At 69.0% G+C, this 25,490-nt stretch carries 28 protein-coding genes and 1 pseudogene; 15 read left to right on the top strand and 14 right to left on the bottom strand.

All coding sequences use genetic code 11. The features are described 5' to 3' along the window. Nucleotides 1-36 precede the first annotated feature (36 nt). From ribA to EP757_RS00215, 5 genes are read left to right on the top strand one after another with little or no spacing between them, the layout of a single operon-like run. Nucleotides 37-696: a GTP cyclohydrolase II gene (ribA, locus tag EP757_RS00195; protein WP_127542191.1), complete on the top strand. Its 660-nt coding sequence runs from the start codon at nucleotides 37-39 to the stop codon at nucleotides 694-696. A gap of 1 nt (nucleotide 697) precedes the next feature. Beyond that, nucleotides 698-1,186 carry a deaminase gene (locus EP757_RS00200; protein WP_127542192.1) on the top strand — a complete coding sequence of 163 codons (489 nt, stop codon included), beginning with the start codon at nucleotides 698-700 and terminating at the stop codon, nucleotides 1,184-1,186. Nucleotides 1,187-1,190: 4 nt separating this feature from the next. Further along, entirely contained in the window at nucleotides 1,191-1,673 is a 483-nt protein-coding gene (locus EP757_RS00205; RefSeq protein ID WP_232050297.1) for a MarR family winged helix-turn-helix transcriptional regulator, read from the top strand. 56 nt (nucleotides 1,674-1,729) lie between these two features. Continuing rightward, complete coding sequence (locus tag EP757_RS00210) at nucleotides 1,730-2,119, top strand: metalloregulator ArsR/SmtB family transcription factor (protein ID WP_127542193.1); 390 nt, start codon at nucleotides 1,730-1,732, stop codon at nucleotides 2,117-2,119. Next, complete coding sequence (locus tag EP757_RS00215) at nucleotides 2,116-2,838, top strand: cation transporter (RefSeq protein ID WP_370457745.1); 723 nt, start codon at nucleotides 2,116-2,118, stop codon at nucleotides 2,836-2,838. Before EP757_RS00210 ends, EP757_RS00215 begins: the two co-directional genes overlap by 4 nt. Before the next feature lie 73 nt (nucleotides 2,839-2,911). On the opposite strand, the gene EP757_RS00220 is transcribed toward EP757_RS00215, so the two are convergent. From EP757_RS00220 to EP757_RS00230, 3 genes are all read right to left on the bottom strand, one after another. Next, the gene (locus EP757_RS00220; RefSeq protein ID WP_160165743.1) at nucleotides 2,912-4,378 is read right to left on the bottom strand and encodes a calcium-binding protein; all 1,467 of its coding nucleotides are present in this window, start codon (nucleotides 4,376-4,378) and stop codon (nucleotides 2,912-2,914) included. 179 nt (nucleotides 4,379-4,557) lie between these two features. Beyond that, nucleotides 4,558-5,109, bottom strand: coding sequence for a hypothetical protein (locus tag EP757_RS00225; protein WP_127542195.1), 552 nt, complete (start codon nucleotides 5,107-5,109; stop codon nucleotides 4,558-4,560). A gap of 136 nt (nucleotides 5,110-5,245) precedes the next feature. Then, nucleotides 5,246-6,106 carry an LLM class flavin-dependent oxidoreductase gene (locus EP757_RS00230; protein WP_127542196.1) on the bottom strand — a complete coding sequence of 287 codons (861 nt, stop codon included), beginning with the start codon at nucleotides 6,104-6,106 and terminating at the stop codon, nucleotides 5,246-5,248. Nucleotides 6,107-6,261: 155 nt separating this feature from the next. On the opposite strand from EP757_RS00230, the gene EP757_RS00235 reads away from it, so the two are divergent. Continuing rightward, complete coding sequence (locus EP757_RS00235; protein ID WP_127542197.1) at nucleotides 6,262-6,711, top strand: hypothetical protein; 450 nt, start codon at nucleotides 6,262-6,264, stop codon at nucleotides 6,709-6,711. Between the two features lie 2 nt (nucleotides 6,712-6,713). Here EP757_RS00235 and EP757_RS00240 read toward each other — a convergent pair whose 3' ends face one another. Next, entirely contained in the window at nucleotides 6,714-7,295 is a 582-nt protein-coding gene (locus EP757_RS00240) for a TetR/AcrR family transcriptional regulator (protein ID WP_127542198.1), read from the bottom strand. Between the two features lie 80 nt (nucleotides 7,296-7,375). Between EP757_RS00240 and EP757_RS00245 the strand changes: the two genes are divergently transcribed. Continuing rightward, on the top strand, nucleotides 7,376-8,395 hold the full coding sequence (locus tag EP757_RS00245) for an NADP-dependent oxidoreductase (RefSeq protein ID WP_127542199.1): 1,020 nt from the start codon (nucleotides 7,376-7,378) through the stop codon (nucleotides 8,393-8,395). A 38-nt stretch (nucleotides 8,396-8,433) separates the two neighbouring features. Here the strand turns inward: EP757_RS00245 and EP757_RS00250 are convergent, their stop codons facing one another. From EP757_RS00250 to EP757_RS00260, 3 genes are all read right to left on the bottom strand, one after another. Then, complete coding sequence (locus EP757_RS00250; protein ID WP_127542200.1) at nucleotides 8,434-9,786, bottom strand: glycosyl hydrolase family 18 protein; 1,353 nt, start codon at nucleotides 9,784-9,786, stop codon at nucleotides 8,434-8,436. A gap of 180 nt (nucleotides 9,787-9,966) precedes the next feature. Then, the gene (locus EP757_RS00255; protein ID WP_127542201.1) at nucleotides 9,967-10,155 is read right to left on the bottom strand and encodes a hypothetical protein; all 189 of its coding nucleotides are present in this window, start codon (nucleotides 10,153-10,155) and stop codon (nucleotides 9,967-9,969) included. Between the two features lie 42 nt (nucleotides 10,156-10,197). After that, complete coding sequence (locus EP757_RS00260; RefSeq protein WP_127542202.1) at nucleotides 10,198-11,010, bottom strand: MerR family transcriptional regulator; 813 nt, start codon at nucleotides 11,008-11,010, stop codon at nucleotides 10,198-10,200. Nucleotides 11,011-11,159: 149 nt separating this feature from the next. Here EP757_RS00260 and EP757_RS00265 point away from each other — a divergent pair. Then, nucleotides 11,160-12,437: pseudogene (locus EP757_RS00265) on the top strand (M14 family metallopeptidase); the annotation flags it as partial. Between the two features lie 13 nt (nucleotides 12,438-12,450). Then, on the top strand, nucleotides 12,451-13,350 hold the full coding sequence (locus EP757_RS00270) for an aminoglycoside phosphotransferase family protein (protein ID WP_127542204.1): 900 nt from the start codon (nucleotides 12,451-12,453) through the stop codon (nucleotides 13,348-13,350). On the opposite strand, the gene EP757_RS00275 is transcribed toward EP757_RS00270, so the two are convergent. Beyond that, nucleotides 13,351-13,887, bottom strand: a complete 537-nt coding sequence (locus tag EP757_RS00275; protein ID WP_127542205.1) for a hypothetical protein — start codon at nucleotides 13,885-13,887, stop codon at nucleotides 13,351-13,353. It lies immediately after the preceding gene. 135 nt (nucleotides 13,888-14,022) lie between these two features. On the opposite strand from EP757_RS00275, the gene EP757_RS00280 reads away from it, so the two are divergent. Both EP757_RS00280 and EP757_RS00285 read left to right on the top strand, forming a co-directional pair. After that, nucleotides 14,023-14,817, top strand: a complete 795-nt coding sequence (locus tag EP757_RS00280; protein WP_127542206.1) for a trypsin-like serine protease — start codon at nucleotides 14,023-14,025, stop codon at nucleotides 14,815-14,817. A 60-nt stretch (nucleotides 14,818-14,877) separates the two neighbouring features. Further along, on the top strand, nucleotides 14,878-15,543 hold the full coding sequence (locus EP757_RS00285) for an alpha/beta fold hydrolase (RefSeq protein ID WP_127542207.1): 666 nt from the start codon (nucleotides 14,878-14,880) through the stop codon (nucleotides 15,541-15,543). 43 nt (nucleotides 15,544-15,586) lie between these two features. Here the strand turns inward: EP757_RS00285 and EP757_RS00290 are convergent, their stop codons facing one another. Beyond that, nucleotides 15,587-16,570, bottom strand: coding sequence for a hypothetical protein (locus EP757_RS00290; protein WP_232050298.1), 984 nt, complete (start codon nucleotides 16,568-16,570; stop codon nucleotides 15,587-15,589). Between the two features lie 195 nt (nucleotides 16,571-16,765). Between EP757_RS00290 and EP757_RS00295 the strand changes: the two genes are divergently transcribed. Together EP757_RS00295 and EP757_RS00300 are read left to right on the top strand one after the other, a co-directional pair. Beyond that, complete coding sequence (locus EP757_RS00295) at nucleotides 16,766-17,185, top strand: hypothetical protein (protein ID WP_127542209.1); 420 nt, start codon at nucleotides 16,766-16,768, stop codon at nucleotides 17,183-17,185. A 148-nt stretch (nucleotides 17,186-17,333) separates the two neighbouring features. After that, entirely contained in the window at nucleotides 17,334-18,482 is a 1,149-nt protein-coding gene (locus tag EP757_RS00300; RefSeq protein ID WP_127542210.1) for a calcium-binding protein, read from the top strand. 128 nt (nucleotides 18,483-18,610) lie between these two features. Here the strand turns inward: EP757_RS00300 and EP757_RS00305 are convergent, their stop codons facing one another. Together EP757_RS00305 and EP757_RS00310 are read right to left on the bottom strand one after the other, a co-directional pair. Continuing rightward, on the bottom strand, nucleotides 18,611-19,069 hold the full coding sequence (locus EP757_RS00305) for a hypothetical protein (RefSeq protein WP_127542211.1): 459 nt from the start codon (nucleotides 19,067-19,069) through the stop codon (nucleotides 18,611-18,613). Between the two features lie 197 nt (nucleotides 19,070-19,266). Beyond that, on the bottom strand, nucleotides 19,267-20,103 hold the full coding sequence (locus EP757_RS00310; RefSeq protein WP_127542212.1) for an alpha/beta hydrolase: 837 nt from the start codon (nucleotides 20,101-20,103) through the stop codon (nucleotides 19,267-19,269). A gap of 113 nt (nucleotides 20,104-20,216) precedes the next feature. Between EP757_RS00310 and EP757_RS00315 the strand changes: the two genes are divergently transcribed. Next, nucleotides 20,217-21,158 carry a helix-turn-helix domain-containing protein gene (locus EP757_RS00315; RefSeq protein WP_127542213.1) on the top strand — a complete coding sequence of 314 codons (942 nt, stop codon included), beginning with the start codon at nucleotides 20,217-20,219 and terminating at the stop codon, nucleotides 21,156-21,158. On the opposite strand, the gene EP757_RS00320 is transcribed toward EP757_RS00315, so the two are convergent. Next, nucleotides 21,124-21,540 (bottom strand): helix-turn-helix domain-containing protein, encoded by a 417-nt coding sequence (locus tag EP757_RS00320; protein ID WP_127542214.1) that lies wholly within the window; start codon nucleotides 21,538-21,540, stop codon nucleotides 21,124-21,126. The genes EP757_RS00315 and EP757_RS00320 overlap by 35 nt on opposite strands. Before the next feature lie 18 nt (nucleotides 21,541-21,558). Here EP757_RS00320 and EP757_RS00325 point away from each other — a divergent pair, with 18 nt between their 5' ends. After that, nucleotides 21,559-22,311 (top strand): short-chain dehydrogenase, encoded by a 753-nt coding sequence (locus tag EP757_RS00325; protein WP_127542215.1) that lies wholly within the window; start codon nucleotides 21,559-21,561, stop codon nucleotides 22,309-22,311. 3 nt (nucleotides 22,312-22,314) lie between these two features. On the opposite strand, the gene EP757_RS00330 is transcribed toward EP757_RS00325, so the two are convergent. Both EP757_RS00330 and EP757_RS00335 read right to left on the bottom strand, forming a co-directional pair. Further along, nucleotides 22,315-24,105 carry a long-chain fatty acid--CoA ligase gene (locus EP757_RS00330; RefSeq protein ID WP_127542216.1) on the bottom strand — a complete coding sequence of 597 codons (1,791 nt, stop codon included), beginning with the start codon at nucleotides 24,103-24,105 and terminating at the stop codon, nucleotides 22,315-22,317. A gap of 170 nt (nucleotides 24,106-24,275) precedes the next feature. After that, nucleotides 24,276-25,460: a TetR/AcrR family transcriptional regulator gene (locus EP757_RS00335; protein ID WP_127542217.1), complete on the bottom strand. Its 1,185-nt coding sequence runs from the start codon at nucleotides 25,458-25,460 to the stop codon at nucleotides 24,276-24,278. Between the last annotated feature and the right edge of the window lie 30 nt (nucleotides 25,461-25,490).

The following is a 25,490-nucleotide window of genomic DNA, read 5'->3' on the forward strand; positions in this document are numbered from 1 at the left end:
GGATGCTTGTGAAACTTCAACATCATGGGGGTCGGCATGACGATCACGCTGAAACTGCCGGCTACCCGGGTCCGCACCCGGGTCTCGGTGCCGCTGCGCTTCCCGGACGGGTACGCCACCACCGCCGACGTCTTCACCTTCACCGGTCTCGTCGACGGCAAGGAACACCTCGCCCTCGGCCTCGGCCCGTGGCGAGCCACCCTGGCGTCGGTCGCCACCGGCGGGGAGGCGCCGCTGGTCCGCCCGCACAGCGAATGCCTCACCGGCGACGTGTTCGGCAGTGAGCGCTGCGACTGCGGCCCGCAGCTGCGCGAGGCCGTCGAGCGGATCGCCGGGCAGGGCGGCTTCCTTCTCTATCTGCGGCAGGAGGGCCGGGGGATCGGGCTGTACGCGAAACTCGACGCCTACGCGCTGCAGGACACCGGGCTCGACACCTATCAGGCGAATCTGGCGCTCGGGCACGGCGAGGATGAGCGCGACTACACGGCTGCCGCGCAGATGCTCAGTGCGCTCGGGGTGGACCGGATCCGGCTGCTGAGCAACAACCCGGACAAGGCCTCGCAGCTCGGTGATCTCGGCGTTCAGGTCGTCGAGCGGATCCCGACCGAGGTTCACCTGACCGGGGCCAACGCCCGGTACCTGACTGCCAAGCGGGACCACACCGCGCACACGCTCGACCTGCCGCTGGCCGGCTGAGATGACGCTCTCTCCGGTTTCTCAGATCGAAGGCATCGCGTCGTACGCCGACTGGATGGACGCAGCGATCACGTTCTCGCAGCTCGCGCCCCGAGTCGGCGACCGGTACGCGGTCGGCGCCATCGTCGTCGACTACGACGGCAGCATCCTCGCCACCGGATACACGGGCGAGAGTGACCCGCACGAGCACGCCGAGGAGGCCGCCCTCGCGAAGATCGTGCCCGGGACGGATCTGTCCCGGGCGACGATCTACACGACGATGGAGCCGTGCACGACCCGAGCGTCCCGGCCGGCGTCCTGCACCCAGCTGGTGATCGCCGCCGGGCTGCGGAAGGTGGTCCTCGCCCTGCGGGAGCCGCTGCTGTTCGCCGACTGCGACGGTGTCGGCACCCTGCTGCGGGCCGGCGTCGAGGTCGTCGAACTACCGATGCAGGCCGACGAGGTACGGGCCGTCAACGCACACGTGCTGCTTCCCCGCCAGGCAGGATGATCTCGTGACCGTTTCCTCGCAGGTCGAACCCCGATGGCTCACCGACCCGGAGATGCGTAGCTGGCTGAACCTGGCTCAGGTTCTCATCCTGATGCCTACTGCTCTGGACCGGCAGCTGCGGGAGGACACCGGGATCCCGCACGCCTACTACCAGATCCTGGCGAACCTGAGCGCCTCCCCGGGACAGTCCATGCGGATGACGGACCTCGCGCGGATGGTCGGCACCACCACCAGCCGGCTCTCCCACGCCGTGGCCAGCCTCGAACAGCGCGGCTGGGTGCAGCGGGAAGCCTGCCCGAACGACAAGCGCGGCCAGGTCGCCTGCCTCACCGAACTGGGGATGGACACGCTGCGTTCGGCCGCCCCGGGTCACGTGGCCGAGGTGCGCCGGCTGGTGTTCGACCACCTGAGCGCGGAAGAGGTCGCCCAGCTGGAGGCGATCACGGCCAAGCTGCTGCCGGCGCTGGGCCAGGGCTGCCAGCGCTGATCGGCAGCGTCTCCCCGCCCGGTACACCAATCGCCCGATCCGGCTATCATCGCTGAATGGCGATCAGTGATGGTCGGTGTGTGACCGCGGCCGTGGCAGCGGGGATGACACCGGCGGTGGCGTTGTTCCGCTCCCTGGCCGATGAGACCCGGCTGCGGATCGTGCAACGCCTCGCCGCCGGCGAGGCCCGCGTCGTCGATCTGACCAGCGAACTCGGCCTGGCGCAGTCCACGGTCTCCAAGCACCTGGCCTGTCTGCGTGACTGCCGGCTGGTCGACTATCGCATCGAGGGCCGGCAGTCGTTCTATGCGCTGACCCGGCCCGAGCTGCTGGACCTGCTGGCCGCGGCCGAGGGCGTGCTCGCCGCGACCGGCACCGCCGTGGCGCTCTGCCCGGACCACGGCATCGGCGAAACCGCCTCCGCAGCCGAGGCGACGACCCGGTGACCAGCCCGATCAACCTGACCGTGTCGCCGCACCGGCGTGCCCAGCTCAACCGGCGAAGCCTGCACCTGGCCTACGCGACCGCCGGATACAACCTCGTCGAAGGCATCGTCGCGATCGCTGCCGGCACCGCCGCGTCCTCTGCCGCGCTGCTCGGATTCGGCCTGGACTCCTTCGTCGAGGTGTCCAGCGCGCTGGTGGTGATCTGGCAGTTCCGCTCCCGGATCCCCGAGGCCCGCGAACGGCTCGCTCTGCGCCTGATCGCGGTGTCGTTCTTCGCCCTCGCCGCCTGGGTCACCGTCGACGCCGCCCGCTCGCTGCTCGGCGCGGAACAGGCCGACACCTCCGTGGTCGGGATCGTCATCGCCGCCACCTCGGTCGTGGTCATGCCGCTGCTGGTCTGGGCTAAACGGCGCACCGGCCGCGAACTCGGCTCCGCGACCGTGGTCGCCGACTCCATGCAGACCATGCTCTGCACCTACCTGTCCGCGATCGTCCTGGTAGGCCTCCTGCTCAACGCCACTCTCGGCTGGTGGTGGGCCGACCCGGCCGCCGCCCTGGTGATCGCCGCTGTCGCCGTCCGCGAAGGCGTCGAGGCATGGCGCGGGGAACAGTGCGATGACTGCGCGATCCCCGCCGCCGCAAACGGTCCAGCCGACGACTGCGGATGCGGCCCCGGCTGCACCGACGCATGCCGCACTGATCCCAGCCCGACCGCCTGAAGCCGAGCCACGACCGCCGACACCGCCTATGGTCCGAAACTCACGACCGAACCGGGACCGACCGCGTTCTCCGTCAGCGGATCCCGCCCGGCACCGGGGCGGGCCAGTACAGCTCCGCGTACTCGCAGTTCGCCGTGGTGTCGGCCCAGCCGGCCCAGCAGTCGTCCCCCTTCGCGGTGGCGTCGTCTCCGCCGTCCAGGTGGTCTGACTCCGTGCTGTCGCCGCCGCCGGTGTCCAGCCAGTCGTCGCCGGCCTCGCCGTAGAGCACGTCGTTGCCGCCGTCGCCGGAGAGCAGGTCGTTGCCGGCGCCACCGCGGAGCACGTCGTTGCCGCTCTCGCCGAACAGCCGGTTGGCCGACGCGTTGCCGGTCAGCCGGTCCGAACCCTGCCCGCCCACGACCATCTCGACGTCCGAGCCGACAGTGTCGTGTTCACCGGCCTGGCCGTCGTCGCCCGACGCGCCGTCCAGGTCCACGGTGATCGGCCGGGTGTAGCCGTAGTAGTCGACGGTGTCCTGGCCGGCGTTACCGAGCAGGACGTCCGCGACCGCGCCCGCCGAGTCCCCGTCGCCCACCAGGGTCTCGTTGCCGTCGCCGCCCTCGAGCCGGTCCTTGCCCCGCCCGCCGTCGAGGTAGTCGTTGCCGCCCAGGCCGCGCAGGATGTCGTTGCCTGGACCACCGGTCAGCAGGTCGTACCCGGCGTGGCCGGTCAGCCGGTCATCGCCGCCGCCGCCCTCGATCCCTTCGAGGTCGGCCAGCAGCGTGTCGTGCTCGCCCGCCTGACCGTCGTCACCCTTGGCGCCGTCCAGGTCCGCGGTGATCGCCCGCGTCCGGCCCTGGTAGGAGACGAAGTCGACGCCGCTGCCCCCGCTGACCAGATCCGCGCCGCTGGTGACGTACGGGATGGGGTGCTGGTGGAACCGGTCCTCGCCGGCCCCGCCGTACTCGCGGTCGTCACCGGTGCCGCCGTCGATCGCGTCCGCACCGGCGTCGCCGTACAGGCGGTCGTTGCCGTAGGAGCCGTCGAGCAGGTCGTTGCCGGCCCCACCATGCAGCCCGTCGGAACCCTGCTCACCGGAGAGGCGGTCGTTACCGGAGCCGGCCCAGATCTGGTCGTTGCCATCACCGCCGGACAGCGAGTCGGCGCGCGGGCCGCCGTAGATCTTGTCGTTGCCGGCCCCACCCCCTGCGGACAGCGACAGACCGGACTTGTTGACCACCGAGTCGTTCCTGGCGCCCAGCGCGACACTGACCCGGGTCGGTGTCTTGCCGGTCGTGCAGCGGACCTTCGACTTGTCGACCTTCTTGCAGCCCTTGCCGGGCTTGAGCGCGACCACGTCGTCGATCGTGACGGTGCGCCCGGAGCGCGTGATCACGACCTTGTTCGTCTTGTTGGCGCCCGCGCTGAAGAGCACCTTGGTGCCGCTGACCGACGCGACGCCGGTGGAGGCTGCTTGCGCGGGCGCGGCGAGCACGCCGACGGTGGCGGTGCAGGTGAAAACGACCAGACCAGCCCTGGATAGCCGGAGTGCGCGAGACATCAAAGAACTCCCCCGATTCATCGACCGATCGGATCATAGATATCAATCACGCTGCCGACGATCACGTTGCATCCCGGCCGCATCATGGTGAAATGCCGGCGTGGCCGACCTACGACCCCGCCTCCAGCCGGTCGTCGAGGTGTCCACTCAGCCCCAGCACGGGCCTCGTCGAATAATGATCAGCGCAGCGCCGAGAGCAGATCCCCGAGAACCGCCTTCAGGTCCCCGGCCTGCTCCACCATCGCGGCGTTGCTCTCCACCGTGACTCCGTCGAACAGCGCGAGGACCGTAGCGTTCTTCGACCATGCGTGCCCGACGAGCTGGCCGTCCTTCACATAACCGACAGCACCGTCACCCACGGCACTGATCGAGATCACCGGCTCGGACGCGGCCTTTGCCGCTTCCAATCTGCCGAGGCCGGCTCGCCGCGCGGAGTCGGCAGCCATCGCCGCGGTCTCCGCCGTGCCGTCACCCGCCACGTGGAAGCGAGCCGTCATCGAGACCGGCGCGTCCGGCCCGCCGTACTGGCAGAAGCCGGTGGAGGCGTCGAACGTACCGGCGCTGATGTCCGCGAATCGTGGAGCGGTCAGGGTCGGGCACACGTCGCTGACGGTGCTCCACTGCGTGACCTCGACTGCCGGCGCCGGCTCCGGCGCCTTCTCCTGCTCGGCGCAGCCGCTCACCGACACGGCCACCAGCGCCGCCACCATCAATCCCCGCAGATTCCGCACGGCGGGATCTTCGCACGGAGCGCGGAGCCCGGAGCGCGGAGCCCAGAGCGCGGAGCCCGGAGCCCGCCGGATCCCGGAGCCGAGGCCAGCAGCGGTCAGGGAAGCGGATCTGCGGGCGCGCTCAGATCAGAAACGGTCAGGTGAGCAGGGCGGCTGCCGCTTCGAAAGCCGGCTCGCGGACCACGTAACGCGTGATCCCCCACTGCTGCTCGTTGCGGCGGATCGACGAGCGGATCTCGCCCAGGGTGCCGATGAGAGCGAACGGTGCCGCCAGCAACTCCTCCACCGGAATGCCGATGCGGTCGGCGTGCGGGGTGGCGGCGGCCTCGGCGTCATCGGTCACCTCGACGATCTGCACGAGCGCTTCCAGGGTGGGCGGAATCGGTCGTGAGGCCATGCCGAGGCGCACTTGTGAGATCTGGTGCTCGATCTGCGAACGGCTCCAGCGCGCCTCATGGCGATGCCCGTCCTCCAAGGTCCGCCCGAGGCCGCTCAGCCCCACGACGTCCGCGTTCTCGCCGGCCCAGCGCAGCAGCCGCGAATTCGCGGTCCCGATCGTCAGCGGAATCCGATCCCGCACCGGGCGAGGACTCTCCAATTCACCGTCGAGGAGCGCCCGGACCTTGGAGGCCACCTCGATGCAGCGATCGATTCTTCCCTGTACGCCGGGACGTGACCTGCCGATCGCCTCCCACTCAGCAGGCGTATGCCCCGCCCCGAGACCGACGAGCGCCCGCCCACCGGACACCACGTCGAGGGTCGCGACGTCGGTGGCTATGTGGGCTGCCTCCCGTACCCCCGCATTGGTGACGTTGGATCCGAGGCTGATGTGTGAGGTCACGGCGGCCGCCGCGGCCAAGGCGACGAACGGCGACGCGCTCGTCCCCGGATGATCAGCGGCCAGCAAGGCGGCGAAGCCGGACTCCTCCGCCCGGGTGGCCAATGTCAGCCAGGAGGCGGCGTCGGAGGGCTGAGCTTGCAGGGAGAAAACGGTCACTTCGACAGGCTGACACCGCCGACCGTGCGGCACGAAACAATTCTGCGACCGGCAGATCCACGGGGGCCCGGGGCTCGACCAGGGTTCGTCCCTGGCTCGGCCCGGGCATCCGGGCGGGCAGGCTGATGGCAACCGAGAACGAGGGAGCCAGGCAGATGTCCACGATTCGCCTTCACCAGCACACCACCGTCAGCCCGGAGCAGTTCGTCGCGGCGATCACCGACTTCGGGCCCGGACGCGAGAAGATCTTCGGCAACAGTGCGGACGCCGATCTGCGGGTGCACGCGCGGGGCGCCACCTACGCCGATGTGACCGAGGGGTCGGGCGGGGTCTGGGAGCGGCTCAGTTACGACTGGTCGGATGTGCGGCGGGTGACCATGAAGACGACCGATTCCAATGTGTGGGGCGGGGAGTCGGGTCACACGTACACGCTGATGCCGCTCACCGACGGCACCACCGACATCGACGTGGTGGTGATCCGCGACGGCAAGAACTTCAAGGGGCGCACGCTGGGGTTCCTGTTCCGCTTCGCCGGCCGCAGTTTCCTCGGCAAGGCCCTGGCGAACACGGTCACGGCGGTCGAGAACCGGGTCGGCGCGGCCTGAGCTCAGCCCATCCGCGGCGGCGGGATCGGCAGCGGGGTCGCGCCCGCCGGGCGTAGGCCGTCGAAGATGATCGCCAGATAGCGACGCCACAGGTCGGGGCCGCCGTGCGGGGCGAAACCGGCCACGTGGCCCGGTGCGCACATGAGGAGCACCACGTCGGTCCCGGTGATGTCCGCGCGGATGGCGCCAGCGTCACGGGCCCGGGTGACCAGGGTGTCGATCAAGGTGAACATCGCGGTTCGCGCCTCGGTGAGCCGCTCGTTGACGGCGTGCGCCTCTTGGAGCACGGTCAGGTCGTTCTTCTGCTGCCGGTCGGCTGCCAGGGTCAGGAACTCCAGCAGTGCCGCACCCGGATCTGCGGCGTCGAGCAACTTCGTGCCGGCCGTCGTCAGCGCGTCGATGCGGTCCAGCATCACCGCCGCGAGCAGGTCGTCCTTCGTCGGGAAGTGGCGGAAGACGGTCCCCTTGCCGATGCCCGCCCGCGCCGCGATGTCGGCGACCGAGGCGTCCATGCCGTGCTCGGCGAACGCCTCCTCGGCAGCAGTCAGCAGCAGGGCCCGGTTCCGGGCGGCATCAGCGCGCATGACGGCGATTATAAGTTGACCGCCCGGTCCGCTTCCTCTTAACCTGACCGCACGGTCCGGTTATGAGCGAGGGAGCGATCATGAAGGCTGTTGTCATATCGGACTACGGGCATCAATTCGCCCTCGCCGACATCCCGGTGCCGCAGCCGGGGCCGGGTCAGATGCTGGTGAAGGTCAGGGCCGCTGCTCTCAACCCGGTCGATCTGGCCGTCGCGAAGGGTGGCATCGCCGAGCTGACCTTTCCGCACGTGCCAGGCAACGACTTCGCCGGAACGGTCACCGCGATCGGCAGCCACGCCACCGGCGGTCTCGGCGACGATGTCACCGGCGGCCTTGGCGGCGATGTCACCGGCCATCTCGGCGACGGTGTCACCGGCAACCTCGGCGGCGATGTCGCCGGCTACAAGGTCGGCGACGAGGTTTTCGGCCACGCTGTGCCCCGCGCCCTGCGCGCCGTCGTCGGCAAGGGCAAACCGTCGCTCGGCACCGGCACGCTGGCCGAATTCGTGGTCGTGGAGGCGGACACCCCGTTCATCGCACACCGGCCGGCCGATCTCAGCCCGGTCGAGGCCGCAGCCCTGGGCACCGCCGGCATCACCGCCCGCGCGATCGTGGAAACTGCCGCCATCCGGGCCGGCGAGAGAGTGCTGGTCATCGGGGCCACTGGCGGCGTCGGCACGACACTGCTGCCGCTGTTGCGAGCAGCCCACGTGATCGCCACCGGACACCCGGACGATGAACCGCAGCTGCGCGAGCTCGGCGCCGGCCAGGTGATCGAGTACGGCCACTATCCTGCAGGCGTCGACACCGTCCTGAATCTGGCCCTGCCGTCGGACCAGCTCACGGACGCGGCCCGGGCGCTGCGGCTCGGCGGCCGGCTCTTCACGATCACGTTTCCGATGCCCCGCCCCGAGTTCATCGACCGCGACGATGTCGAGTTCCGCCTGATCCTGGACACCGAAGGCGCTCTGGGTGGCGCCGCCGACATCACCGCTCTGCGGCCGACGATCGCCCGCACGTACACGTTGGACGACGGACCGCAGGCCCTCCACGATCTCGCTCATGAGCACGTCGTCGGCAAGCTGGTCATCGAGATGTGAGCCCGGGCCCCCGTGGTCCCGGGCTCACGCGGGTGGGATCAGGGCAGGGTCCAGCGCTGGTTCGCTCCGGCGAAGCAGTCCCAGATCTGCAGCCGGGTGCCGTTCGCTGAACTGTTGTTCTGGGCGTCCAGACACCTGCCGCTCGACGGGTTCCGCACTGTCCCGTCGGATGCCGATTGCCACTGCTGGGCACCCGTACCGTTGCAATCGTAAATCTGGACCAGGGAACCGTTCGCTGTGCCGGCCGCGTTCACGTCGAGGCACTTGCCCAGGGCGCGGATCGTGCCGTCGGTGCCGACCGTCCAGGTCTGCGCGTTCGTACCGTTGCAGTCGTAGAGCTGGACCGCGGTGCCGTTGGCGCTGCTCGCGGCTGCCACGTCGACGCACTTGCCGCCGATCCCGGTGATGCGGCCGGTCCGCCCGGCCGGTGCAGTGGTGCCGCCCATCACCGTTTCATAGATGGCGCTGACCAGCGAGTTCGCACCGGTCGCGTCCTGCGAGAGTTCCCAGTTCATGATGCCGCCGGCGTTCGCGAGAGCCCACTGGGTCTTGCGGCGGATCGTCGGCAGCCCGTTGTAGCACTCGCCGGACGGGGTGCAGTCCCGGTTCGCGTTCGCCGGATCCTGGGCGACCAGCTGCGCATAAGTGAGATAGCCGGGCCGGCTGTAGAACGGCACACCCAGGACGGTCTTGGCCTTCGGCAGCCCGCGGCCCTTCCAGAAGTTGGCCGCGTTGATCGACCAGTCGTAGTTGGCGTGCGGGCTTCCACCGTCGTACGCCATGATGTTGAGCCAGTCCACATAGCCGAACACCGCCGGCTGCACGCCGTTCGCGGTGCCGCCCTCACTGACGACCGCGGCGGTGAGCAGCTTGCCCTCGTTGTGCAGAGCCGTGCTGAGCTGGCCCATCAGCGCCGTGTAGTTGTTGCCGGATGTGCCGGGATCCGGGTACTCCCAGTCGATGTCGACACCGTCGAGCCCGTACTGACGGACCACACCCATGACCGTGTTGACGAACGTGGTGCGGGTGCCGGCGTTCGCTGCGAGGGATTCGAACGCCGAATCGTTGCCGTCGTTCCAGCCGCCGATCGCCAGCGAGACCTTGGTGTTGTTCTGGTGGCCGAGGCTGACGAGCTGCTGCAGTTTCGCGGTGTTCTCGATGGGCTGGAGAGTGCCGTTCGCGTTGGGCAGGGCGAACGAGTAGTTGATGTGGGTGAGCTTGGAGTACTGGATGGCGGTGACGCTGCCGGCCCAGGACGGCATGTAGCCGACACTCTTGAAACCGTTGGGGACCACCGCCGCCTGTGCGGCGGTGGCTTGGCCGGCGACCGCGAGTCCGGTGCCGGCCAGGAGGACCGCGAGCGCGGCCGTGACCGATCGTCTGATGTTCATGGGGAACGCGACCCTTCACTTGGGGGATGTGCTGGGGCGCGTAAAACGTTAAGAACATTAACAGAAGCCGGTCAATATGCTGCGCCGGTTCCGCAACAAAATGACGTGTTACACGGACCGCAAGGTCGGCGCGACAATGGATTACGCGTACGTGAGGCGAGCCGGTCTGCGCCCGACTCTTCAACGCCGATCGCGCAGGAGCAGCAGGACGATCGACAGCACGACGATCGCGCCGGATCCAGCCAGGACGACGTAGTAGAGCACCGGACCACCGAAGCGGCGGCTCGGGTCGCCGCCGAGCAGGGAGACGAAGGTGCAGCCGGCCGAGGCCAGCAGCACCCAGGGCCACCATCGTGGCTGCTTTCGCACCGTCCCCCCGATCATCGACGGCCACCACTGCGCAACCGGAATCTACATCAGCGGCGTCTGGAGTTCGGTGACCCATTCGTCGCGGTTCTCCGGGCACTCCAGGCTCACCTCTCGGGCATAGCCCGCCGCCCGGTGGCCCGTCTCGTCGATCCACCGCGACAGCGCCTGGCCGGTCGGGACAACCCTGTCCATCGAGCCGCGGTGGACGATGGTCGCGGCCTTCTCGACGGCCGGAAGGTCGACGATCCGCAGCCGGGGATCATCGGCTGAGGCGACCGCCACCTCGATGCCGGCGTGCACCACGATCCGGCCGTCGTCGGCATCCTCGTAGTAGGCGACACCGGGACCGGTCGGCTTGATTCCCAGCCGAGCGAGCAGCGGCATCAAGTCGTCATACAGCGGTCCGATCACCGGCCCGATGTCCGACGGCTCATAGCTGTCCGCCACGGCTACCAACTCAGCTACCCGGACGGCCGGGAGTCGCTTCACCACAACATCGTCGGCAGGCATTCTGCCCTCCCTCTCCAAAGCCTGGAGACGCGCCTCGACCTGCACCAACCGCCCCTCAGCAGCAGCGATCGCCACGGACAGCTCCACCTGACGCAACCGCAGCATGCCGCGGAGCTCGGCCGGCGAAACCGACTCGTCGATGATCGACTGGACCTGCCGCAGCGTGAATCCGAGATCCTTGAGAGCCACGATCCGGTTCAGGCGCGACAACTGCGAAGCCGTGTAGAAGCGATAGCCACTCGACGGGTCGACGTGGGCAGGGCGCAGCAGGCCGAGCTCGTCGTAGTGACGCAGCATGCGGACCGACACGCGCCCGGTACGGGCGAAGTCTCCGATGGTGAACATGATGTCTCCGACTTCAGCAGCTCACACGGTGTGAGGGTCAAGCATCACTCCGCGATAGGGATCGTATTGGCATGCCCGGATGCATTGCCTTGCGTCTATACGCGGTGGTGGGGTGGGATCACCATTCCCCCTGATCCCGGAGGTCGTTCATGAGACGACGTTCCCTCGCGGCCTTCGCCGCTGTCACGCTCTGCGCGACTGCGGCGTTCACCGCGTCCGCCCCTGCCGGGGCGGGGCCGGCCCCCGACCCCGCCGCGGAATATGAGATCTACGACGTGCGCACCGAGGCGCAGCGCAACCAGATCGCCCGGTCCGGGGCGGCCATCGAGGACATCGAGCACGGTGTCGCAGCCGTCACCGCGACCGGCGCCGAGGTCAGCAAGCTGCGCAAGCTCGGATACCAGGTCGAGAAGGCCGCCGCCGAGACGGGAGAGGTCTCCACCCTCGACTTCCCGTCGGCTGACGCCGCCTACCACAACTACTCCGAGATGGTCGCCAAGGTGAACGCCGCGGCCAGCAGCTACCCGTCGATCGTCAGCAAGCGGGTGCTCGGCAAGAGCTACGAGGGCCGCGACATCGTCGCCGTGAAGATCTCCGACAACGTCGGCACCGACGAGTCCGAGCCCGAGGTCGTCTACCAGGCCAACCACCACGCCCGTGAGCACCTCACCGTCGAGCAGGCGCTGTACCTGCTGGCACAGTTCACCACCGGGTACGCCTCGGACAGCCGGATCAAGACGATCGTGGACAGCCGCGAGATCTGGATCATCCCGTCGGTGAACCCGGACGGCGCCGAGTACGACGTCGCCACCGGCAGCTACCGCTCGTGGCGCAAGAACCGGCAGCCCAACAGCGGTTCCAGCTACGTCGGCACCGACCTCAACCGCAACTACTCCTACAACTGGGGTTGCTGCGGCGGCTCGTCCGGCACCACCTCGTCGGCGACCTACCGCGGCCCGTCGGCGTTCTCCGCGCCGGAGACCCGGGTGATCCGCGACTTCTACAACAGCCGGGTGATCGGCGGCGTCCAGCAGGTCAAGGCCGTGATCGACTTCCACTCGTACTCGAAGCTGGTGCTCTGGCCCTACGGCCACACCACCGCGAACACCGCCACCGGCATGAACGCCGACCAGGCCAACACGTTCGCCACGCTCGGCCGGCAGATGGCCGCGACGAACGGCTACACACCGCAGCAGTCCAGCGACCTCTACATCACCGACGGTGACTCGCTCGACTGGCTGTGGGGCGTTCACAAGATCTTCGCGTACACGTTCGAGCTCTACCCGGGCAGCTCGGGCGGCGGCGGCTTCTACCCGCCGGCCAGCGTCATCCCGACCGAAACGGCCCGCAACCGGACGGCAGCGCTGATGCTCGCCGAGGCCGCCGACTGCCCGTACAAGGTGATCGGAAAGCAGTCGACGTACTGCTGACAATGGACGGATGAGGATCGACGTCGCCACGGTGCGCAAGCTGGTGCCGGAGCAGTTCCCCGAGTGGGCGGATCTCGAGATCCGTGAGGTCCGCTCACACGGGACCGTCAACGCCATCTTCCGCATCGGCGACGGCCTCACCGCCCGCTTCCCATTCCTGACCAGCGAAAACCCGGCGCCTGCCGAGATCCAGGAGATCCGGCAGGAGCTTCGGAGAGAGGTGTACGCAGGGAAGCGCCTCCACGGTCGGACACGATTCCGCACGCCCGTCCCGGTGGCCTTCGGCGAGGTGAGTACCGGCTTCCCGTCGCCCTGGACGGTGCAGACCTGGCTGGAAGGCACGGTGGCGACCGACGAGGACCCTGCCGGCTCGCACGGATTCGCCGCCGACCTGGTCGACCTGATCACGGCGATGCGCGCGGTGCCCACGGACGGCGAGACCTTCCACGGGCGGGGACGCGGCGGTGTTCTGTCCGATCACGATCAGTGGGTCGACCTCTGCTTGACCAACAGTGAGCGGCTCTTACCCGTACAGAAACTGCGCTCTCTCTGGAAATCGATGCGCGAGTTGCCCCGCGGCAGTGACCCCGACGTGATGACCCACCGTGATCTGATGCCGGGCAATCTCCTGGTGGCCGAAGGCCGCCTCACCGGTGTCCTCGACGTCGGCGGCTTCGGCCCGGCGGATCCGGCGCTCGACCTGCTCAGCGCTTGGCACCTGCTGGATCATGGACCGCGCGAGGTGCTGCGAACCGGCCTGGCCTGCGACGACGGCGAGTGGGCGCGCGGCCAGGCGTGGGCGTTCGAGCAGTCGATGGGCCTGGTGTGGCACTACCGCCACACCAACCCGGTGATGTCCGGGATCGGCCGCCGGACCTTGGAGCGGATCCTGGCCGACCCGGCGGTCTGACTACCAGTCCAGGTACTGCCTCTTCCAGGTGGCGAAGGCGCCGCCGACCTCGTCCTGAGCCGTGGCGATCACCTCGGCCGGGTCGTCGGCGGGCTGCAGGCCGAACTGCTCGTCGAGCCAGGCCACGAACTCGTCGTGGTAGTCGGCGTGCTCGTCCTCGTCGCCGCGGTAGAAGACGACCTCGTCGTGGCCGACCATCGGCTCGCTGTCGAAGGCGAGCAGCTGGAACAGCTCACGCACGTTGCGGGCGATCACGTGCTCGCCGCCCTCGTCGCCGAAGACGATGACCGGGGCGTCGCTGAGATCAAGGCTGGTGTCGCGCTTCCACAGGGCGTAGAACGATCCGCCGCCGGTGGCGCGGGCGAACGGGATCAGGCCGGACAGGAAACCGGGGTCCTTCGACCAGCCGGCTTCCAGGCCCGAGGTGTCGTTCCAGTCGTCCAGGCCGAAGCACTCCGAGTACGACTCGTAGCCGTAGCGCTCCTGGAAGGCGTGCAGCTGGTTCAGCTCCGGAACCGGGGAGTATGCGGTGCTCACAGCGGCCGAGCCTACCCAAACCGACGGTCCGCGATATGAGCGACCTGATATTTAAACATTTGCAGATGTAAATGGAAGAGTGGGCCTCAGCGGCGTCGCCCACCGGCGTCCGCCCCTACTGAGGAGGACCCCCACATGCGCAGATGGCGAACCCTTCTGGCGACCGCGGCGGCGGCGTTCACCGCTGCCACCATGGGCGTGCTGGCCGCACCCTCGGCCGCGGTCGCTGACGACGTCAGCCCGTACGTCGTCGGCGGCACCCGCGCCGCCCAGGGCGAATTCCCGTTCATGGTGCGGCTGTCGATGGGCTGCGGCGGCGCCCTCTACAGCAAGAACCTGGTGCTGACCGCCGCGCATTGCGTGAGCCGGACCGGCACCAACACGTCGATCACCGCCACCCTCGGCACCGTTGACCTGCAGTCCAGCAGCCGGATCACGGTACGGTCGAACTACGTCTACCGGGCGCCCGGCTACAACGGCAACGGCGACGACTGGGCGTTCATCCGGCTCGCCACCCCGGTCACCACCCTCGCCACCCTGCCGATCGCGACGTCCACCGCCTACGACTCGGGCACCTTCACCATCTCCGGCTGGGGCGCCGCGAGTGAGGGCGGGTCGCAGCAGCGTTACCTGCTCAAGGCCACGGTTCCGTTCGTCAGTGACACGACGTGCAATTCCAGTTCCATGTACGGCGGGGAAGTGATCGCTGCCGAGGAGATCTGTGCCGGCTACACCTCCGGTGGTGTGGACACCTGTCAGGGTGACTCCGGCGGACCGATGTTCCGCCGCGACGCCTCCAACGCCTGGATCCAGGTGGGCATCGTCAGCTGGGGCGACGGGTGTGCCCGCCCGAACAAGCCCGGCGTCTACACGCAGGTCAGCTACTTCTCGTCGGCGATCCGGTCGGCGGCCGCCTCGCTCGGCGGCTGACCTTCTGCCTCTGGCAGACGCGGTGGTGAGCCGGCCTCGATCCGGACATCATCGGAGCCTATGACCGAACAGAATCTGGCACTGCGGGTGCGGCGGGACGCTTCGAACGACCGCCCGCCCGCGGTGCTGCTTCCGGCTACCGGCAAGACCGCGGCCGACTGGGACCAGGTCATCCCTGCCGGCCGCACTGTCGTGGCGGTGGACCTGCGGGGACACGGGGACAGCTTCTGGCCCGGCTCGTACGAGTTGCCGCGGTTCGCGGACGATGTCGCCGGGATGCTCGAAGACTTGGATCTTGGAGCCGTGGACCTGGTGGGCCATTCGCTGGGTGGCCTGGTCGCCTGCCTCGTGGCGTCGTCCCGACCGGAACTGATCAGGCGGCTCGTGGTGGAGGACATCGGGATCCTGCATCCTCGGACGCCGTCCATGCCATCGCGGCCCGCGGGTGAGCTGCCGTTCGACTGGCGGATGGTGGAGCAGGTCCGAGCGCAGATCGATTCACCGGACACGGCTTTCTGGCGGTCGGTCGCTGCGGGAATCGGTGCTCGGACCCTGATAGTGGCGGGCGGCGCGGCCAGTCCGGTGCCGCAGGAACAGGTGGCCGAACTGGCTGCGGTGATCCCCGATGCGCGTCTCGTGACGATCGAATCCGGTCATCTGGTGCATGAGACGCGGCCGGTCGAGTTCCGGCGGGTGGTCGAGGCGTTCCTGGATGACGAGGGGTAGGCAGGGCGGGAGCGATGCGGTCCCCCGCCCTCACCTCGTCCTGCTACTTGGTGGCGCTTTCTTCCTGAGCGGCTTCTTCATCCTGAGCCGCGCCTTCGTCGGCCGCGCCTTCCTCAGCGGCACCTTCCTCGGCCGCACCTTCTTCAGCCGCGCCTTCCTCGCCCGCTGCGCCCTCGTCGGCGGCACCGGCACCGGCGGCTACCGCCTTGGCGTCGGCGAGCGCGAGGCAGGACTGGAGCAGGGTCTTCTGGGCGGATGCCACGGCAGCGGCGGCGGCTTCGGCGTCGACAGCACCGGCGTCCTCACCGGCAGCGCCTTCCTCAGCTGCGCCTTCCTCGGCGGCACCCTCTTCAGCAGCGCCTTCCTCAGCCGCGCCTTCCTCAGCAGCGCCCTTTCCGGCGCCGGCGCCCTTGCCCTTCTCGGCCGCCTTCTCCTTGGCCGCGGCCTTCTTCAGGATCTTGGCGTATTTCTTGGCTTGCGCCTTGTACGCGGCCTTCGCAGCCTTGGACCCGGGAGCAGCAGCCTTGTCGCCGGCGCCGGCCTCGGCAGCGGCACCGGCCTCATCGGCAGGGATCGCCTCCTCAGCGGCGCCCGCCTCGCCTTCGGCACCCGCCTCGCCTTCGGCACCGGCTTCACCCTCGGCGCCCGCTTCCTCTCCGGCGCCCGCTTCCTCCTCGGCGCCAGCTCCGGCTTCGGCTGCTGCCACGTCGGCGGCGAAGGTGTCGCAGGCCGTCTCCAGGGCCACCGCCGAAGCGGCTGCGGCATCACCCGGCGCCTGTTGCTCGACCGGTGCCAGCTCCTCGCCGTCACAGACCACTGCACCGGCGTTGACCTGCAGTTCCGTACACTGCGAGACGTCGAATTGCTGGCCGTCCACACTCACCAGATCGGCGGCCTTCGTATCGGTACCGGCCGAGGCCAGCTGTACTCCGGTCACCCCGGTGGCGACCAGCACTCCTGCGACGACGACAGCTCCGATGGTCTTCCGCCGGTTGCCGTCGTTGCGTCGGTACGAACGCGACCTCATGAACACTCCTCGTCGTGGACGTCGATGTCACCCCGGTCGGGGGCTCATACGGGCCGTGACGCTTCCGCGGTTCAACGGGGTTTTCCGCGATCAATACCGGACAGGGTGAAAACCCCTGCTCAAACGGCAACCTGTGAATCAGCTTATTGACGAGATCACCCGTCGGAGCCGGGCCTTTCGGGGCATCATGACCGCATGACGGAAACCCTCGCTGTGAACAAGGATGCGGCCGAGGTGATCTGGAGCCGGGCCGGCGCCGACCTGGGCGACGGCGACGGCGACCGGCACCTCCGGGCGCTGCTGCTCGTCGACGGCATCGTCCGCAATTGCGGGCCCGCCCACGCGGCGACCTGCTGCGAACCGGCCGAATTGTCGGCCGCCGCCGAGGCGTGCCGCTACCTGGGCCTGGACGGCCTCGCCGCGGTGATCAGGGAGCTGCCGTCGGCGACCGAGGGCGAGGACGCCGAGCGGCGCGTCGACGACGAATACTACGAGCTGGCGCCGGACGACGCGACGCTGCGGCAGGCGTTCGCGGCACGCTTCGCGAAGACCCCCGACGACTTCGCGGTGATCACCGCTCGGAGGTTCCCGCGCTACCGGACCGCGGAGGGCTGAGCCCCTGGAGGACACCTTCCCGCAGTGACTTCTCTCGATAGCGTTGACCGAATGGGTGGGCAGGGCTGGCCGAAAGCGCCCCCTCCCTTGCGCAGCATGATCATCTATGCTTTTAACTTCACCGACACGTAACTCACGGGGGAGTTTCATGGCGCGATCACTGCACGCCGCCCGCATCGGGATCATCCTGCTCGCCACGATCGGCGCGGGCGCTCTCGCCTCGCCGGCCCAGGCCGCCTCCACCGGCGTGGCCTCGGTCTCCAAGACCACCCAGGTCAAGTACGTCGCCGGCGCCGGCAAGACCAACACCGTCGTCATCACCCGGTCCGGCCGGACCGTCACCATCGACGACAAGGTCAAGATCAAGGCCGGCAAGGGCTGCAAGGCCGTCAAGGGCGACAAGACCAAGGTCCGCTGCAAGCTCACGAAGAACCCGACCAAGGTCGTCGTCTACGCCGGCAACAAGAACGACACGGTCACCAACAAGACCTCCATCCCGTCCGGGATCGACGGTGGCGCCGGCAACGACCGGCTGGCCGGCGGGTCGAAGGCCGACAGCCTCTACGGCGGCACCGGCAACGACGTCCTGTTCGGCGGCGCCGGCAACGACAAGGTCTACGGCCAGGCCGGCAACGACACGCTGTACGGCAACGGCGGCAACGACACGCTCTACGCCGGCAGCGGCAACGACCTCGTGTACGGCGACAGCACCTACGTCGGTGACCGCGGCAACGACAAGCTCTACGGCGAGGGCGGCAACGACGCGCTCGAGGGCGGTTACGGCAAGGACCACCTCTCCGGGGGCGCCGGCAGCGACCGCCTCGAGGGTGACGTCAACGCCGAGGACACCACCAGTGAGGTCGCCGCGGACACGATCTACGGCGGCGCCGGTGTCGACACCGCCGACTACTACCGCGCCAAGGCGGTCGTCGACCTGGACGGCTCGAAGGGTGACGACGGCGCACCCGGCGAGGGCGACACGGTCGGCGCCGACGTGGAGAACCTGACCGGCGGCGACGGCGACAACTACTTCACCGGCAACGCGGGCCCGAACAAGCTCGTCGGCGGCGAGGGCGACGACGTCTTCTCCGGCCTCGGCGGCAACGACGTTCTCCACGGCAGCTACGGGGCGAACGTTCTCAACGGCGGCGACGGCGACGACACCCTCTACAGCCGGTACGCGGACGCCGCGCCGCACACCTCCGACGGCGACAAGGTCGACGGCGGCGCGAACACCGCTGTCGGCGACCTCTGCTACACCAGCCCGGTCGACACCGTCACCGGCTGCGAGCGCTGACACCTCTGATCGGCCGGGACGGCCTCGCCGCCCCGGGTGGCGCGAGAATCCGCGTTCTCCGTGTTCGCGGATTCTCGCGCTCCACCCAAACAGCATGCCGTGCGGAATGAAACCAATCCCGAAATCGATTACGGGATGATCTCGCCCTTGACGACTCGCCAGGCAGAACACGCGCCCGCCTTGCCCGCACTGAAGTCATAGGTGCACGCCTTGGCGCGAATGCCTGCGCTTTCGTCGTATTCCTTGTTGCAGGAGCCCCACGTTCCGTTGCCCTGCTTGTTGGAACACATGCCCGCACGCGTCTGCTCGAAGTTGATGTAATACTCCCAGATCACCACGGCCGACTTACCGTCCGCGGCGGTGTCTTTGACATACCACTTGTCGCCGTAGTCCACGTAGTAGGCGGTCGAACCGGCAACCGTCATCTTCTCGGACGTATCGGACGGGGCCGAGTCCGCCACCGCCGTGTTGTACTCGACAGTGATCGCTGCCAGTGCCGGACTCGGCGCCATCACGGCCACTCCGATGCCCACCATCGCGGCCGTCAGGACGATTCCGGCACGCAGCTTACTCGCGAATCTCTTCAAGGGATTACGGGTCCTCTCTGAAGGAAATCGAATGGCGATACCGCATCGCCGGCGGTCGCAGAGGGACACCAAGAATTCGACTGGGAAACGTCCAGCATTCATGCCCCCGCAACGCGATCACTGTATCAGCGATCTTGCATGTCTGGATGCCCCGGAAACCGGAGGGCGTTCTCATCATGCCCATAGGCGCCGAGCTCTCAGGCGAAGCGCCGCACGAACCGCAGCGCCGTCTCGCACACCTCGCGCCAGCCGCTGTCGATGGTCAGCGAGTGGCCCCGGCCCGGGATCTCCACGATCTCGGTGACGCCCGGGTTGCCCTTCTGCTGCTTGTAGGAGGCGTTCGCGATCGACCACGGCACGGTGTGGTCCTTCTCCCCCGACACGATCAGCAGCGGCCCGCGCGACGGGTTGCCCGTGTCCACCTTCGCCTCGGTCCACGGGTTCAGGTTCGCGGCCGCGGCCTGGAACAGCGGCTCGCCGGAGGCCGGGACGGCGAATGTCGCGTACAGGTCCCGGGCCTCCTCCTCGCTGACCGCGTTCGCGAAGCCGTACCGGAACTGGTCGTAGGTCAGCGGCACCGCCCGGTGGTAGTTGGCCGGGTTACCGATCACCGCGCTCGCCACCCGCAGCGCCGAGATCGGCAGCGGCAGCACACCCCGGAACGGCGCCGGGTCGATCGCCACCGACACCGCCGACAGGCCCCGCCCCGCGGTGATCTGCGTGATCAGCCCACCGAACGAGTGCCCGACGACCGCCGGTCTGCGGTCCAGCTTGCCGACCAGCGCGGCCACGTGGTCGGCGACCTGCCCGACGCTCTTGCCGGCGAACACCTCCGGGTGCGCGTTCGCCTCCTCGACGGTGTCCGGGTCGTCCGGCCAGCCCAGCAGCACCGGCGCGTAACCGGCCTCCGCGAAGACGTCCGCCCACCGTTGCCAGCTCGACGGCAGCAGCCACAGACCATGTACGAAGACAACGGGCTGCTTGCCGCCGGCGTTCGCCGCCTCGATCTGCTGCAGATCGGATCCGATTCTCATGGCCGGGAGCCTAGGCAGCGAGAACGCCTCCGCGATTGGCGCTGAGCGCACAGCGATCGTGTGTGCGGGACCGGTTGCTTTTCTCCCGGCCGCGCGCATGCGACCGTGGAATCGTGCAGGCGACACTGAACACCACCGCGCTGGCCCCGCGGGATCGCGAGGAGGCCGTGCGCACCCTCGTCTGGGACAGCGTCATCCGCGTCGAGATCGAGCACCACGTGTCCGAGAACGACATGTCGGTGTCGCTCGGGCTCGGCCGGTGCGGCGACCTCGGCGTCTGCCACACCACCGCCACCCCCACGACCGTACGCCGGACCGCGCGCCTGGCCCGCGAGGACACCGAACCGGTCGTCTTCCTCGGCCTCCAGCGGTCCGGGAGCAGCATCGTCGTGCAGCACGGCCGGGAGGCGGTGCTGCGGCCGGGCGAGTTCGCGATCTACGACACGAGCTCGCCGTACTCACTGCTGTTCGCCGGCGGCATCGACGCCACGTTCTTCCGGATCCCGCGCGCCGCCCTGGCCCTGCCGGAGCCAAGCGTGCGGGAGGCGAGCGCGGTCCGGTTCGGCCGTGGTGACCGGATTGCGGCGCTGACCTCGGACTATCTGACCCGGCTGGCCGAGGAGCCGGATCTGCTTACCGACGCGCTGGCAACGCCGACGATCGAGTTGATCCGGGCCGCGCTGACCGTGCGCCTCGGCGCCGACCGGCTGGCACGTAGAGCGATGGGCGAGTCGCTGGCGACCCGGATCCTGGCCGACATCCGGCAGCACCTGTCCGATCCTGATCTGTCACCGGCTGCGGTGGCGGCGCGCCAGCACATCTCGGTGCGCTACCTGCACCGGGTGTTGCAGGGCGAAGGCGTCCGGTTCGGCGCGTGGGTGCGGCGCCGCCGCCTGGAGGGCACCCGACGCGATCTCGCCGACCCCGCGTCCCGCGCCGCCACTGTCGCCGCGATCGCCCGGCGGTGGGGGTTCAGCGACCCGGCGCACTTCAGCAAGTCGTTCCGCACGGAGTACGGCCTCACTCCCCGCGACTGGCGTGCGCTGCATCTCTGAACCGCGCCCGGGCCTGCTCGATCTCAGCGGAGTGCTCGGCCGCCCACATCCCGAGCGCCATCACCAGCGGCAGCAGCGAACGCCCCAGGTCGGTGATGCGATATTCCACCCGTTGATCGGTCTGCCGGCGGCTGATCAGGCCATCGGCTTCCAAGGTCCGCACGGTACGGGTGAGGATCCGCCGACTGAGGTCCTCCACCGCGCGATCGAGCTCGTTGAAGCCGTAGGGGCGGTCGTCGAGCAGCGCCAGGATCAGCACGCTCCACTTCTCCCCGACCCGGCTCAGCACCTCGGACACGTCACAGGCGGCCCGATCGGCGCTGGTCACAGGGGTCGCGATCACCGGTGACATGGATGTGCCCTCTTTCGCCGCGCCGGCCATGACTTCCACGATGACAGCATGCGCACAGTGGTCATCACCGGCGGAACCCGCGGCATCGGCGGCGAGCTGGCACGAATCCTGGAACAACGCGGCGACCGGGTGATCGCGCTCGGCAGCGCCGACGCCGACCTCTCGTCGGTCGCCGAGACGATCGCTCTCACCGAGCGGCTGCCGGCGAAGATCGACCTGCTGGTGCTGTCGGCGGGCGCGTTCAGCACCCGGCGGCACGTCACCGCCGACGGCCTCGAACGCAGTTTCGCGATCAGCGTGCTCGCCCGGTTCCTGCTGGTCGAACGGCTGTTGCCGGCGCTGGAACGCGGCGAGCGGCCGATCGTGGCGAGCCTCTGCGGTGTCGGCGGTATCCGGGCCGGCCGCCTGCACTGGGACGACCTGCAGCTGACCCGCGGCTATTCGCTGTTCACGGCCACCATGCAGGGCGCCCGCGCCCTGGACCTGCTCGGAGCCGGGTTCGCCGGACGTCACCCGGACAGTGCGGTGCGGTACCTGCTCTACAACCCGCTCTTCGTCGCCAGCGGCATGCACCGCCAACTCGGCCGGCCGATGCGATCGATCGTGGGAGCGGCTTCCGCCGTACTCGCGGAAAGCCCGCAAGCCGCGGCGGACCGCCTGGCGCACGCCATCGATCAGCTGCCGGAAGCGAAGCTGACGGCGCTGCGCAAGGGTAAGCCGGTGCGTCTGACGACCGACGCGACCGACGCCGGTCGCCTGCACGCGCTGCTGGAGCAGCTGACCGTGCGAGCGACCGGCTAGAGATCACTCGCCGTAGAGCTTGTCGATCTCGGTGGCGTAGCGGTCGGTGATGACGCGGCGGCGCAGTTTCAGCGTCGGCGTCAGCTCGCCGGTCTCCGGGGTCCAGCCCCGCGGCAGGATCCGGAACGACTTGACCTGCTCGGGACGCGACAGCTTGGTGTTCGCCGCCTCGACCGCCGCGGTGATCTCGGCGAGTACCGCCGGATCGCCGGCCAGCGACGCGGCCGAGTCGCCGGCCAGGCCACGCGCCCGCGCCCAGAGCGGCACGACCTCCTCGTCGAGGACGATCAGCGCCGTCACGTAAGGCCGGCGGTCGCCGATCGCGACGGCCTGGGCGATCAGCGGGTGTGCCCGCAGCAGGTTCTCGATCTGCGCCGGCGAGATGTTCTTCCCGCTGGAGTTGATGATGAGTTCCTTCTTGCGGTCGGTGATCGTCAGGTAGCCCTCGTCGTCGAGGGTGCCGACGTCACCGGTGGCCAGCCAGCCGTCGGCGTCGGTGATCGGTTCGATGCCGCCGTCGGCGCGCAGGTAACCGGCTGCCACCAGCGGGCCGCGGACCAGGATCTCGCCGTCCTCGGCCAGCTTGAGCTCCATGCCGGCGTTGATCCGGCCGACGGTTCCGGTGCGGAAGTGGTCGGGAGTATTGATCGTGGCGGTGCCGGTGGTCTCGGTCATCCCCCACACCTCGAGGACGTCGACGCCGAGGCTGGCGAGGTAGAGCAGCACCTCGACCGGGATCGGCGCCGCGCCGCTGCCGGCCCAGAGCATGTTGTCCAGGCCGAGCTTGGCGCGCAGCGGCTTGAGCACCTTCTCGTCGAGGACGGCCAGCTTCGCGGCCAGCTCGGCGGGCACCTCCTGCTCGGCGCCGCGCAGCTTGTACGCCTCCAGCGCCACCTCGCGCGCCACGTCGACAGCGGCCTTCACCTGCGGATCGGCGGCGGCGAGCTGCGCCTGCACCCCGGCGACGAACTTCTCCCAGATGCGCGGCACCCCGAAGAACGACACCGGCCGCACCTGGTTGAGCCCGGCCAGCAGCTGCGTGGGGTCGGGGCAGATGGTGACGTGCCCGGTGCGGTAGATCGGGTTGTAGACGCCGAGGACCCGCTCGGCGATGTGCGCCAGCGGCAGGTAGGCCAGCGACGCCGCGTTGTCGGGCACCTGCGGCACCACGGCTTCGAGCACGACCGACTGGTAGATCACGTTGGTGTGGGTGAGGAGAACGCCCTTGGGGTCGCCGGTGGTGCCGGACGTGTAGAGCATGGTGACCGGCTGTTCGGGCTTCACCTCACGCCAGGTCTTCTCGAATGCTCCAAGATCGCCGTCGGAGCGCGCGGCGACGTCGGCCAGGGTGAGGCCTTCACCGTCCACCACGATGACGTGGCGGAACCGATCCACGACAGCGAACCAGCGAGACAGATCGGACGACTTCTCGACGACCAGGATCTCGGCGCCACTGTGCCGCGCCAGAAACGCCAGCTGATCGTCGGAGAGCGTCGCGTAGACAGTGGACGGCACCGCGCCCAGATGCACGGCGGCCAGGTCGACCAGCCAGTGCTCGGGACGGCTGGACATCATGATGAGCAGGCGGTCACCGGAGCTCAGGCCGAGGTCGGCGAGGCCCCGGGAGAGCACCGCGATCTCGTCGCGCAGCTCACGCCAGGTGCGGGTGCGCTCGTCTCCGAGCACGCTGAGCGCCGGCAGATCGCCGCGCTCGGTCGCGTTGCGGTGCAGCAGCGCGGGAATGGTCAGGCCGCGGGCGGTGTCGGCGCACCGCTGGGCGAGGGAGGAATCCATGGTTGTGCCTCCTTCTGGCCGTGTGCCGCAGGGCGGCGGACGGGGTGTTCGGCAGACAGGCTGGCTCACAGGACGAGGACATCGCCCATTGCGGCACTGTAAACCCCGGTTAACTTGTTGTGAAGGGGCCAGGAGATAAGCGTCCGCCTGATGGCGAATCGTTCATAACATCAGGCTTTTAGGACGGCCATCGCCAGTCGCACCAGGTGACGATCCATCCCACTGCGGCGGTCGAAGCGCACCCACCTGCTCAGATCGGTCACCACGTTGAGCGCCGCGTGCACCAGCAGCCGCGCCTCCGCGACCGGCAGATCGGAGCGCAGCCGGCCGAGCAGCCGCACCCACTCCTCCACGTGCAGCCGCTGCATCTTGCGCAGCTCGTGCCGGTCGGCCACGGGCAGGTTGTTGTTCTCCGCCAGGTAGACCGAGACCAGCGCGCTACGCTCGAACGTCAGGTCGACATAGGACTCCGCCATCCGCCGCAGCGCGTCCTCGTCACCGCCCGCGCCGGACAGGGCGACGGCGGTGGCCTCGGCGACCCGCTCGGAGGCGCGGTAGAACGCGGCGGCCAGGATGTCGGCCTTGCCGGGGAAGTAGCGGTAGACACTGGACGCGTTGATGCCCGCGGCCCGGCCGATCTCCTCGACTCCCACGGCGTGGTAGCCGTACCGATGAAAGAGCTTCACCGACTCGGCCAGCAGGATCTCGCGGCGCGCACCCACCCGCACCGCCTGCTCCTCGGACGGTCCCGCGGGAACCGGCAGCGGCGTCGGCGGATCACCGAGCAGCACCGCCCACGCCGCCCGCCGCAACGCCGCCTCACCGCGGCCCTTCGCGATCGCCGCACGATGCGTCCCGAGGCTGCCGAACACGCTCAGAGCCGCCCGGACGAGGGCTTCGGCATCGGGCTTTCCAAGATCTTCTTTCCGATGAACGAGCAACGCTATCGACAGACGTCCGACCAGCGTCTCCAGATCGGCCTGGAACTCGTCACGATGAGAGGCGTCGAGGTACCGCCACTCCCACTGGTAGAGCCCGGCCACCTTGCGACCGTCGAGGGCCAGCCGTGCGAGCGCCGACAACAGCTCGTCGAGATCCTCCGACGTCGTCGCCGCGAGGACGGTGTCGGCGAGCCGGCGGGTGGCGAAGACGAGCATCGCGTACTTGTTCGGGAAATGCCGGTAGATCGCCGGACCGCTGATCCCGACCGCCGTGGCGATCTCGTCGAGGCTCACACCGTGGTAGCCGCGCTCGCAGAACAACTCGGCAGCGGCCAGCGCGAGCTGCGCCTTGCGGTCCTTCGGCCGTTTGCGGACCGTGGACCCAGGCTCGCCGGACGCCTCAGCGATGCTCACGGGGCACAGCCTAGTCGTGATCCGCAGTTC

This window comes from Actinoplanes sp. OR16, assembly GCF_004001265.1.
Classification (GTDB): domain Bacteria; phylum Actinomycetota; class Actinomycetes; order Mycobacteriales; family Micromonosporaceae; genus Actinoplanes.